Genomic DNA, 12,254 nt, shown 5'->3' with positions numbered 1-12,254 from the left:
CAGGTTCCGTAGTGGTTGGAATTATAGAAATGCATGAGCTTCCCTAGATGATTTCCCAATGCCGCTTTTCAGCAACTGCCCTTAAATCGGGTTCCGGCTGTACAGCTACCGGATGGCCAACCAGTTCAAGCACCGGTAAATCAGAAAGGCTGTCTCCATAAGCAAAGCTATTCGGCCAATCCACATCTTGGCCAGACAAGGCTTCTTGAATTTTCTCCGTTTTGAGAGGACCTTGGATATGGGAAATCTTTGATTGGTGATCAAGTATATTATTGGCATAAGGGATTTCTGTGCCGATGATGGTCTGAATCGGCAGTTTTTCTGTCACGGCATGAAGAAGAGGAGTGAACGCTCCTGATACGAGCATGACATAGTCGTCATCATGCACATGCTGCTTCAAGCGCTCTACGACAGCCGGGTTAAAATCGCCATGCATTTTATCGGCAATTTCTCCGAAATAAGATTCCAGCTCCGGTTTTGTAAAACTCTCAAGCGCTGACAGATAAGCTTGAACAGAGCGTTCACGCATCTTTTTTACGGACACCAGCCTTAATTTCGAGCCAATGTACGGAGGCATAATGGTCCGATAAAACTGGCGGTATCTTTTGTTGTGTACAGGATGGTTTTTTAGATGGTCCATCATCAATTGAAAAGTTTCTTTTGAATATAAAGTTCCGTCAAAATCGAAAATGGCAACGCGCATTGGAATCACTCCGGTTATAGGATTTTCTGTTAGCTTCATCATAACGGAAATGTTGGCAGGCTTCTACAGTTTTAAGTAGAAGGGAGGGAGACCTTAGGTTTATGCGGCTTCAAGAGCAGGGTATAGAAGAGGAAATGAAATACTGGGAGGTTTTTGGATGGCAATACAGCGAATTATGGTTGGTTACGTCGAACTGACTGAAGAAGAGTCAGAAGAACTTTTTGATGAAGTGAAAAAAGATAAAGAAGTGGAAAGCTACGATGCTCTTCAGGCTTTGATGGAGGATTTTGATTCCCGGATTATTGAACCCGAAACAAAGCCATTAAAAGAGATCCTGGACGAAGAAGCTCCGACCGAAGAAGCGAGCACTGGAACTCGTTATATCGAGATTTTTAATAAATTGGAGGAAGATTCCAGTTATCGGATCAAATCTTCTAAACAAGATTAAAAATAACGCTTCAATGTGTTAATTGATAATATCAAAAAAAGCCGGCTGCGAAAGATTGCAGCCGGCTTTTACAATGTTTACAGCAAGCGGGTTTTTGCTTCTTCTACAGCGAATAGAGGCATTTTACAAACTGAATTCTCGCAGATGTATATAGCAATGGGCTGGTCGTTGTGAACTTTTCCTTCAGCCAGAGCGGAAATTTCTGTTCCGGCTTCAAGCCAGACATCAAAGGGACGGTAAGTGGTGCGGATCAATTCCATTATGCTTTCTTTATCGACACCTGAAGCTCCGCTAACAACGACTTCTTTGCCACCTGACTCGAATGCCATGCGTGCCATTAATAAACTGAGAACGGCTGTCGGGTATTTGACAGCTTCATCGGCAAACGAAGTCATTGCCTGCTCGGCTTTATCCAGCAATTGGCTATTTGCATCCAATTTTGCCAAGCGCCATAGCTGAAGAATGGCGATGCCGTTTCCGGAAGGCATGGCGCTGTCAAGAACGGTTTTGTCCCGGACGATAAGTGTTTCTGTATCTTTATCGGTAAAGAAGAAACCATGATGTGCCGAATCATAAAAGCGGCCAAATATTTCATCTGCCAGCTGCCGAGACTTCTTCAAATGGAGTGGTTTGCCGGTTGCCAGGAATAGTTCCAGATGGCCCGACAAGAGGTGGGCATAATCATCCAAATAACCAAGGTGCCGCACTTCGCCGTCACGGAAGCGGGCAAACAGCCCTTCGTTTTTCCATAATTCCTCTTCAATGAATGCAGCCGCTTTTTCCGCCATGTCAATAAACCGAGGTTCTGAAAAAACAGCGCCGGCTTTGGCAATTGAAGCGATGGTCATGCCGTTCCAAGCAGTGAGTATTTTGTCATCCAGATGCGGGTATGGCCGCTTTTCTCGTTCAGTAAGCAATTCACGCCTGCAAGACTCCAAATGCTGGTCTAGTTGTTCCAGGCTGAATCCGTATTTTTCAGCAATCGCTGATTTATTCGTACCGATCAAGTTCGGGATATTGCGGCCTTCAAAATTGCCTTCAGGTGTAATATTGTAAACATCCGCGTAAATTTCAGCGCGGGCAGTCCCAAGGATTTTTGAAATTTCATCGGCGCTCCAAATATAGTACGTACCTTCAGCGCCTTCCGAATCTGCATCGATTGCAGAATAAAAACCGCCATCGGAATGGGTCATTTCGCGTTGAATAAATTCAATGGTATCGTAAATAATTTTCTTGAAGCGAGGCTCCGGGTTGATGAGGTATGCTTCAGTATACGCTGCCAATAGTTGCGCCTGGTCATACAGCATTTTCTCGAAATGGGGAACAAGCCATTGCTGATCGGTCGAATAACGGGCAAAGCCCGAGCCGAGATGGTCGTAGATTCCGCCGTCTGCAATCCCGTTCAAGGTTTTTTCTACCATATCATACGCCTGCTCCACGCCAGTTGTGTGAAAATAACGCAATAAAAACAGCAATTGGCTTGGAGTCGGGAATTTAGGCGCTTTGCCAAAACCTCCAAAAATCGGATCAAACTCGTTTTTTAGAATAGCATAAGCATGTTCAAGTACAGCTTTTGGAATTTCTTTCTGCAATGAACCAGATCCAGGCTGCAGCACTTCTGTTAATTTTCCCGCAATATCCTGGATTTTTGAAGGATTGTCCTGGTAAATCGCATATAATTGCGGCAGCACATCCATCATGCCAGGGCGACCGTATTTTCCTGTTTTCGGAAAATAAGTGCCTGCATAAAACGGCTTCTGTTCAGGAGTTAAAAAGACATTGAGCGGCCAGCCGCCTTCGCCATTCAGCATTTGGCAGATGTTCATATAAATCGAATCGATGTCCGGCCGCTCTTCGCGATCCACTTTGATCGAGATGAAATGTTCGTTAAGAAGGGCCGCCACTTCTGGGTCCTCGAATGATTCACGTTCCATCACATGGCACCAATGGCAAGTCGAATAACCGATCGATAGGAATACGGGCTTGTTTTCACGGGAAGCCCGTTCAAAAGCGGTATTGCTCCAAGGGTACCAATTTACTGGATTCTTTTCGTGCTGGAGGAGATAAGGCGATTTTTCCTCCGACAGCCAATTCTTTTCTTCGCTGGGGCGGGCATCAACAAGAGGATTTTTTTCAGCAGGAGCCATGCAGAATCATTCCACCTTTCACAAAGTTTCTGGAATTACTGTTTGGAATAGCGGCAAAACACAACAATTACTGGCCAATGTATGACTGTTCTTTTCTGCTGAGTATTTGCACGTATCCATTCGTGCCATCAACTTGGATAAAGTCACCATCTTTGATCAGCTCTGTTGCTTTGTTCACTCCGACAACAGCTGGAATTCCATATTCACGGGCAACGACAGAACCGTGTGTCATCATGCCGCCAACTTCTGTTACCAGGCCAATCGCTGACGTGAATAAAGGGGTCCAGCCAGGATCTGTATAGGGGGCTATCAAAATTTCTCCAGGATTCAGCTGTGCATCTTCTGCCCGGAGAATCACCCGGGCAATGCCTGTTACTGCACCGGAAGATACCGCTGTTCCCATCAACGCGTTTTTTGGCCCTTTTGCTTTACGCGGTTTTCCTTCAATCATTTCCCCGTCACTGGTCATTACACGCGGCGTTTTTAATTTGTAGTTAAGGTCATGCTGCTTTTTTCGCGATTCGATCTTTTCTGGCAGGTTCTTCAATTGCTGTCCGTCAAGCAAATCAATCAATTCTTCCGAGGACAGGTAAAAAACATCCTCAGGTTTGATGATTTTACCTTTATGGACTAAAAATTTCGCCTCTTCCAAAATGGCAAGTTTGTATAAATACATCAGCTTCACCAATGCAAATTTATGATGTTCCCGCATGCCCATGAGGTTACGATAAAGTTTGACCAGCCTGGCAACATAGCGTTGTTCAATGCCGCTATATTGGCGAATGATTTCCTGGCCGGCTGCTTCTGCTTCTTTTATGCCATGCTCGAATCTTTTACGATGCTCACCGGATGACATGGTCTGTATATTGCTGATGATTGAAGGGATGAGCTGTCCGGGTTCTTCCTGCCAGCGCGGTTTCGCTATGTCAATTTCTCCGATGCATCGTGCGCCGTATTTCATGAGAAAATGGTCCAGTTTCTGTTTGAACTCATTGCCATCCGGAATATTTCCAAGCCTGCTACTAAAACTTCCAGGATCCGCTGTCTGTAAATAATGAATCAGCTCTGGTTTCTCCCGGATGGAATCTGCAAGGTCGCCGAGTTCCAACCCCATTTCCGTGGTTACATTGCCAGGAAGGGATTTATACAGCTTACTAAGCAATAAAGCGCTTTGTTCTTCGCCAAGTTTTTGAGCCAGTTTTTTCTTAAGTGTTCCAGAAGCGAGCATGCCTGTAATGAAATAAGGAATAATTTTGGACAGCACTTGTGGGAACATATTTGCCATTCCATGCTCAATCATGCGAATTCGTTCAGCTCCTGAAACTTTCTGCAATTTCAACTCGGTAGCTTTGACGTATCTATTGATAAAATCAGTGGCTTTGCTGTTTGCGGTTACAGGGTTTTTAAACCAGTAATTGGCGCTTACTTTAAAAGCGACAGGAAGGGCCATTGGGGCGATTCTGCGCAGTCTCAGCATGACAGTCTTTTTTGGCACGTTCACTTGATGGAACTCCGAACGGCTAATCGCTTCTGAAAGAGCGGAAGCCAAAAGCTCATCCATTCCGCTCATCAATTTCAGCAGCCGATGCCGGATTGGGGGCAGTGTCAATGCTCCGGTAAAGTCAGCAAATGCACGGCCGCCTGCTTCACGCAACACGCGGTTTTCGGGAGCGACTGGATTTTTATTGATAAAATTGGTGACATTGCTCAAAAGGGAAAGGGACAACGGGTGCATGGGATCGGTCATCATTTGGATATAACCAAAATTAATAAAGACATGAAACTGGTCGTCGTTGATAGAAGGAAGGGGGTATAGGGAAGTGATGGGACGGCTTTGCAAAATTTTGAATTCGCCATTTACGAGTCCCCATTCAATGTCTTGTTCGGACCCGTAATGATTTTCAATCTGCTGGCCGATTTCAGCCAGTTGCAAAACTTTATGATTTGGCAGCGCCTGTATTTCCTGAAAAGCCGGCGAGAGAGTTTTCGTTATAGTGCCGCCTTTCGGGAGAGCGTATATGGCCAGTTCTTTTTTTGCAATCTGCTTGTAGAATATCTGATTGTTGCGGACTTGATACAAATCAGCCGAAACGAGGCCGGATACTAGAGCTTCGCCAAGACCGAAGCTGGCATCAATTGATATCGTATGGCGGTGTCCAGTGATGGGGTCGGCAGTAAACATGATTCCAGACACCTCAGGGAACACCATTTCCTGGACAACGACGGAAAGATAAACGGAACGATGGCCAAAACCATTTTTAGCGCGGTAGGAAATGGCACGGTCTGTGAAAAGGGAAGCCCAGCAGTTTTGGACTGCGGAAAGAATCGCTTTTTCCCCGATAACATTCAAAAAGGTATCTTGCTGGCCTGCAAAAGAAGCGTTTGGCAAGTCTTCGGCGGTAGCGCTTGAGCGTACAGCGTATGACTGCTTCTCGCCGGCCAATTTCCAGGCAGTCAATATCGCGGTTCTAATGTCTTCAGGCACTGGCAGTGATACCAGATGGTTTCTGATTTGGCTCGCCACAACTCGGAGCTGGTCCAAGTCTTCAGGAGAAAGATTGTCTAAAAGGGTGAACAGCTCCTCCATTTTCACGCTGGATTGAATCAGTTTACGGTAAGCGGCCGTTGTTACACAGAATCCTTTTGGGACGGGAAAACCGGCACCTGCCAGTTCTCCCAGGTTCGCGCCTTTTCCGCCTACAAGCGGCAAATGGTTCCGATTGATTTCAGTGAAATTCAATACGTACTTTTCCATTGTTCCACCTCCGGCATTGCTATATTGCCTTTATTATAGTCTTTGTAGGTCCAGGGTTAAAGGTGTATTTGAAAAGAAATGGAGAGGGTTAATCAGTAGTGATTTCCAGTTATTTGGATATACTTTCTTTCCGGCGGCGAATACTGTCCGTTCGTAGCCAAATACTGTCCGTTTGACATGAAATACTGTCCGTTCACAACGAAATACTGTCCAAACCAAATATCCCTGTCCAATTCCCCATAAAAAAGAGGCCAAGCAGCATTTGCTTGGCCTCTCTCCGGTAAAATCTCTATTCCTCTTTCTGTCCGATGCAGCGTTCGCATTCGTAGATGATGGACTCGCGCTGTTCTTTGATTTCACATCCACATTCCCGGCATTCTTTCTTTGAGCGTGTTTCGTAAGTTTTCATCGTTTTCATCGTGATCTCCTCCAGTATTTTAGTTTAGTTTTTCATACCCGGGCAAGGTCAAAAATTCGGCAAAATCACTTTGCAACGTGAGGTCTCTAAACAGCTCGCGGGCTTCCGCGTAACGCCCGGAAAGGTATACCGCATCTCCGGCAGTTTCTTTGATCTTATCGGCTTCTTCTTCAAGAATTTCATGGAATAGGGAAACAGTGATATCACGTCCGTCTTCGAGCATTCCTTTTGGATGGCGGATCCACTGCCAGACTTGCGAACGGGAGATTTCCGCAGTCGCTGCGTCTTCCATCAAGTTATTGATCGGCGCTGCCCCGTTTCCGGACAGCCAGGAAGCGATGTACTGGATGCCGACGGAAATATTGGAACGGAGCCCTTCTTCGGTGATGCTGCCGGCCGGTACTTCCACTAAATTTTCCTTTGTCACACTGACATCTTCGCGTTTTCGGTGAATTTGATTCGGCGTCGGCATTAGTTTGTCAAATTGTTCCATGGCCACTGCCACCATACCTGGATGGGCTACCCATGTACCGTCGTGCCCGTCTCTCGCTTCCCGCCGTTTATCTTCCGCCACTTTCCGGAATGCCTCAAGGTTTGCTTCGGGATTTACTTTAATCGGAATTTGAGCTGCCATGCCGCCGAGCGCAGGAGCATTCCGCTTATGGCAGGTCTGGATGCATAATTGGGTATATGCCCGCATAAATGGAACAGTCATTGTCACTTGTGAACGGTCAGGGAACAAGTATTCCGGCCGGTTCCGCATCCGTTTGATGACACTGAAGATATAATCCCAGCGGCCGCAGTTCAGGCCTGCGGAATGGTCACGCAATTCATACAGAATTTCATCCATTTCAAATGCCGCCAAAATCGTTTCAATCAATACCGTAGCCCGAATGGTGCCTTGTGGAATTCCAAGCTCGTTCTGTGCAAAAACGAAAACATCATTCCAGAGCCGGGCTTCCAAATGGCTTTCCATTTTTGGTAAATAAAAGTATGGACCTGTACCACGGTCGATCAATTCCTGTGCGTTATGGAAAATATAAAGCCCGAAATCGACTAAGCTGCCAGAAGCAGGCTTGCCATCAATCCCGATATTCTTCTCCAGCAAATGCCAGCCGCGGGGGCGGACCATCAATACCGCCGTCTGTTCATTCAAGGTGTATTTCTTACGGGTGCCGGGCGCTTCAAACGAGATCTCTCGCCTGACGGCATCCCGTAAATTTATTTGCCCGTCAATGACGTTGAACCAGTTGGGCGCTGTCGCGTCTTCCAAGTCCGCCATGAACATTTTGGCACCGGAGTTCAGTGCGTTGATCAGCATTTTACGATTGGTCGGCCCTGTGATTTCCACACGTCGGTCTTGCATATCTTCTGGCAAGGGGGCAATCGTCCAGTCGCTTTCACGAATGTGTTTGGTTTCCGGCAGGAAGTCCAGAGGCTTTCCGCCATCAATTTCCTGTTGGCGTACTTGCCGCCGTTCGAGCAAGGCAATCCGCCGTTCATCAAAGTTCACATGCAGTTTTCTTATAAACTCCAGCGCTTCCGGCGTTAGAATCGATTCCATTTCTGGGGTTACTTTATTTTTTATTAAGACATCCGACTTTGTGATCAATCAAATCATCCTTTCATTTCACCGGTTGGAATTGAGCCGTTTCAGTTGATCCTTTCATCGCAGTGGTTGAACTTGTACCACCTGAGATGATTTGCGATACTTCGTCGAAGTAGCCAGTGCCGACTTCACGTTGATGACGCGTTGCTGTATAGCCTTTCGACTCACTTTCAAATTCAGCTTGCTGCAATTTCGAATATGCAGCCATGCCATGATCTTTATAATCATGAGCCAGTTCAAACATGCTGTGGTTCAAAGCATGGAATCCAGCAAGCGTAACAAATTGGAATTTATACCCCATCTTGCCAAGTTCAACTTGGTATTTCGCAATGGTTTCCTCGTCCAATTTCGCTTTCCAGTTGAAAGAAGGTGAACAGTTGTAAGCCAAAAGCTTGCCAGGGAATTTCTCATGGATGGCATCGGCGAAAACTTTCGCTTCTTCCAAATTTGGATGGGACGTTTCGCACCACACCAAATCTGCATAAGGTGCATACGCCAATCCACGGGCAATCGCTTGTTCAATGCCAGCGTTGGTGCGGTAGAATCCTTCAGGTGTCCGTTCGCCGGTGATGAAAGGATGGTCAACCGGGTCGATGTCGCTCGTGATCAAATCGGCTGCATCTCCATCAGTGCGGGCAATCAAGACAGTCGGAACGCCTAATACATCGGATGCCAGCCTCGCTGAGATTAAATTTCGGACTGCGTTCTGAGTCGGCTGCAATACTTTGCCGCCTAAATGGCCGCATTTTTTCTCGGAAGCCAATTGGTCTTCAAAGTGAACGCCGGCAGCACCAGCTTCAATCATCGATTTCATCAATTCAAAAACATTCAGGGGTCCGCCGAACCCGGCTTCTGCATCGGCGACAATTGGTGCGAACCAGTCGAAGCCGTCATTGCCTTCCACATTGTCGATTTGATCTGCACGCTGCAAAGCCTGATTGATCTTTTTCACAACATTCGGCACCGAGTCGACTGGATATAAGCTTTGATCTGGATACATCTGTCCGGCCGAGTTCGCATCGGCTGCTACTTGCCAGCCACTCAAGTAAATGGCCTCTAATCCTGCTTTTACTTGTTGAACAGCTTGATTGCCGGTCAAGGCGCCTAAGGCATTGACAAAATCTTTTTCATGGATGGAGCGGAATAGACGCTCGGCTCCTCTTCTGGCAAGCGTATATTCAATTTGGATGGAACCGCGAAGTTTGACTACATCCTCCGCTGAGTAAGGCCGGAAAATTCCGTTCCAACGGCTGTCTTCAGCCCAGCTCTTTTTCATTTGTTCGATTTGTTGTTGTTTAGTCATCATCTAATCCATCCCTTCGAAGAAAAAATTTTATAAACTGTGTTAATACAGTTTGTGTTGATGTATATTAATATATAACAGAATATTTCGACTGTCTTGAAAGTCGGACGAAAACAGGGATTTAGAGGATGAAATCAATTATTTTACGACGAACACTATTGAAAGGGGAATCGTGTATGGAGAAAAGTGTGTTGGAACAGGTAGGATTCATCATGGGGGACTGGATTCCGAAAGAAGCTTCGATTGCCGTGGCAGTGGGGAACAGTTATGTTTACTGCAGAGCAGGAGTTCAAGATTCCCGTATTCGAGTGGGCGATGAAGTGGCAGAGGATAGCGTGGCTGGCCGTACATATAAAGAAGGCAAGCGTTTAGAATTGCTGATGGAAGATGATTTTACGGGAGTAGCTTATTTGGGAATTGGTTATCCCGTGCAAATTTCAGATCAAGCAGGTGTTCTAGTCATTATTCTGCCGTCGAATTTTAGACAACGCTATAAACAGCCGATGCGGTTCCTGACAGGTAAACTTGAAGACACTTGGCGCCCCGTGCCGGTTGCCAATGTTTCGCATATTGAAAGCAGCCAAAAAAAGACTTGGTTTTATGCGGAAGATGAAACATACTGTTCTATCCATACATTGAAAACGCTCAAGGATCAATTGCCGGATACATTTTTGCCTATTCACCGTTCTTATATCGTAAATATTCCATTTATCCAGGAAATCTCCCGGGATATTTCGTCAAATTTTGTTTTGACGCTAAAAGATGGAGCTGTCCTGCCTGTGAGCCAGAATTACACCAGCTTGGTTAGGGAACGCCTAGGATTTTAAACAGAATATTTCCGGCGGAAACGATTAATTTTCGTAAGCCAGGGTAAAGTTCTGTATGGGAAAAGGAGTTGAAGTTTCATGGAAAATGAACAATATTATCATTTTGAAGATGACAAAGCCATCCCGAACAATCCAAGGCTGCCTTTGATTATTTATCCAGGAGCATTTAAAGAAAATCCGGAAACGATCGAAGCGGCATTCAACAAGAACGGCTGGACGAACAGCTGGACTGATGGCATCTTTGATTATCATCATTACCACAGCAATACACACGAAGTGCTGGGTGTGCGTTCAGGGGCTGCAACAATACAGTTCGGCGGAGAGCAAGGGGAGGCCTTGCAAGTTTCAATAGGGGATGTTGCAGTTCTGCCAGCCGGGACTGGACACAAATTGCTAGATAGCACGGATGATTTCCAAGTGGTAGGAGCGTATCCTGGCGGGGCAGAACCCGATAAGAAATTAGGCAATCCGGAAGAGCGGCCGGATGTGCTGGAAGCGATATTGGATGCGCCATTGCCAGAGAAAGATCCAGTCTTTGGCAACGATGGCCCGCTGCTTACTAATTGGACTTAAGATCAAAAAACCCCTTGGCCATTTAATGGCCAAGGGGTTAAATTTTTCAATAATACAGAGACATGTTAGATAACCAGAGAAGGAACAAAGAATTCATTGTATAACTCCTTTAAAATTTTGGTTTCATCTTCTTTCAAGACTCCGAAGACGAGGCTTACTTCAGAGGAACCCTGATTGATCATTTCGATATTGGCTCCGGTTCGGGCAATGGCCTCAGTTGCACGGGCGGCAAGTCCGGTCGTATACTTCATCCCTTCGCCGACCAAAACCACCATCGAGAAGTTGCTGATGAAATGCACATCGTCGACTTCCAGCTCGTTATTTATGCGTTCCACAATGCGGCTTTCCTTTTCAGGCGTCAATTGATGGCTGCGTATGATGACTGAAAGATTGTCAATGCCTGAAGGAATATGTTCATAGGAAATGTGCTCGTCTTCCAGAATCTGCAGCAGTTTGCGCCCAAAACCGATTTCCCGGTTCATCAAATATTTGCTGACGTACAGCGTTGAGAATCCGCTGTCCGCTGATATTCCAGTTACGGGAAGGCGTGAATAATCTCGTTCTGCTACAATCATCGTCCCAGGAGATTGGGGATTATCCGTGTTTTTGATGCAAACAGGAACAGACTCTTTGAATGCGGGCATTAACGCTTCATCATGCAGCACAGCGAAACCGGCATAAGATAGTTCACGCATTTCACGGTAAGTCATTGTCTCGATTTCCACTGGATTTTCAACAATTCTTGGATTGGCTGCAAACACACAGTCAACGTCTGTGAAGTTTTCATACAATTCCGCTTTTACAGCAGCCGATAAAATGGAGCCGGTGATGTCTGATCCTCCGCGATCAAAAGTCCGCAACGTGCCATCGTGTGTGTAGCCGAAAAATCCAGGAAACACGCTAATGACTTGTTGATTGGCCAAAGTGGATAAATTGTTGTATGATTCTGGCAACGCCTGAACTCGTCTTGGGAGTTCAGTGACGACTAGTCCTGCTTCTTTTGGATTGATGTATTCTGCAGGCAATCCTATAGAAGAAAAATAAGCCGCGATCAATTTTGCGGAATTGTCTTCACCGCTGGCTTTTACTTGATCAAAGAATAAAGAAGGATTGTCTTTGCTGAATGCCAGCCTGTGAGAAAGATCGGCTGCAATGATGGAAACAATTTCACTGTCGAGCCCCAATTCTTCCGCAATCGATGCATATCTGCCAACTACCTGGCTCAATGCTGAAGCAGTATCTTTTCCTGCTAATGCGGTTGTTGCTAATTGGATAAGAAGATCCGTGACTTTTACATCGCCCTCAAAACGTTTGCCAGGGGCTGATACCACAACGATTTTCCTTGCGGAATCCGATTTCACAATATTGGCTACTTTCTGGATTTGTTCCGCGCTTGCTACAGATGTTCCGCCGAATTTACATACTTTCATCTTTATCAAGTCCAATCTTTAGAGAATTGAGGGTTGTTTTC

Annotated in this window: 10 protein-coding genes; 3 read left to right on the top strand and 7 right to left on the bottom strand. The window is 45.9% G+C overall.

Translation table 11 applies throughout. From position 1 onward, the window contains the following. Positions 1–43: 43 nt before the first annotated feature. The gene (locus AC3AQ9_RS18045) at positions 44–703 is read right to left on the bottom strand and encodes an HAD family hydrolase (RefSeq protein ID WP_488308873.1); all 660 of its coding nucleotides are present in this window, start codon (positions 701–703) and stop codon (positions 44–46) included. Between the two features lie 157 nt (positions 704–860). Here AC3AQ9_RS18045 and AC3AQ9_RS18040 point away from each other — a divergent pair, with 157 nt between their 5' ends. Next, positions 861–1,151, top strand: coding sequence for a hypothetical protein (locus tag AC3AQ9_RS18040; RefSeq protein WP_488308872.1), 291 nt, complete (start codon positions 861–863; stop codon positions 1,149–1,151). Positions 1,152–1,228: 77 nt separating this feature from the next. Here the strand turns inward: AC3AQ9_RS18040 and AC3AQ9_RS18035 are convergent, their stop codons facing one another. The 5 genes from AC3AQ9_RS18035 to aceA form a co-directional block, all read right to left on the bottom strand. Next, positions 1,229–3,298, bottom strand: coding sequence for a thioredoxin domain-containing protein (locus tag AC3AQ9_RS18035; protein WP_488308871.1), 2,070 nt, complete (start codon positions 3,296–3,298; stop codon positions 1,229–1,231). Positions 3,299–3,365: 67 nt separating this feature from the next. Next, complete coding sequence (locus tag AC3AQ9_RS18030; RefSeq protein ID WP_488308870.1) at positions 3,366–6,053, bottom strand: phosphoenolpyruvate synthase; 2,688 nt, start codon at positions 6,051–6,053, stop codon at positions 3,366–3,368. Positions 6,054–6,342: 289 nt separating this feature from the next. Then, entirely contained in the window at positions 6,343–6,471 is a 129-nt protein-coding gene (locus tag AC3AQ9_RS18025; RefSeq protein WP_488308869.1) for a protein YhfH, read from the bottom strand. 19 nt (positions 6,472–6,490) lie between these two features. Continuing rightward, positions 6,491–8,035: a malate synthase A gene (gene aceB, locus AC3AQ9_RS18020; protein WP_488308902.1), complete on the bottom strand. Its 1,545-nt coding sequence runs from the start codon at positions 8,033–8,035 to the stop codon at positions 6,491–6,493. A gap of 61 nt (positions 8,036–8,096) precedes the next feature. Next, positions 8,097–9,386, bottom strand: coding sequence for an isocitrate lyase (aceA, locus tag AC3AQ9_RS18015; RefSeq protein WP_488308868.1), 1,290 nt, complete (start codon positions 9,384–9,386; stop codon positions 8,097–8,099). A 173-nt stretch (positions 9,387–9,559) separates the two neighbouring features. Here aceA and AC3AQ9_RS18010 point away from each other — a divergent pair, with 173 nt between their 5' ends. Further along, a complete protein-coding gene (locus tag AC3AQ9_RS18010) occupies positions 9,560–10,210 on the top strand; it encodes a LytTR family DNA-binding domain-containing protein (protein WP_488308867.1) in 651 nt (216 codons plus the stop codon). A 78-nt stretch (positions 10,211–10,288) separates the two neighbouring features. Next, complete coding sequence (locus AC3AQ9_RS18005; RefSeq protein WP_488308866.1) at positions 10,289–10,783, top strand: hypothetical protein; 495 nt, start codon at positions 10,289–10,291, stop codon at positions 10,781–10,783. Positions 10,784–10,848: 65 nt separating this feature from the next. On the opposite strand, the gene AC3AQ9_RS18000 is transcribed toward AC3AQ9_RS18005, so the two are convergent. Further along, the gene (locus tag AC3AQ9_RS18000; RefSeq protein WP_488308865.1) at positions 10,849–12,213 is read right to left on the bottom strand and encodes an aspartate kinase; all 1,365 of its coding nucleotides are present in this window, start codon (positions 12,211–12,213) and stop codon (positions 10,849–10,851) included. Positions 12,214–12,254 lie beyond the last annotated feature (41 nt).

This window comes from Planococcus sp. VCh962 (assembly GCF_057748275.1).
This window is presented reverse-complemented; position numbering and strand designations above follow the sequence as displayed.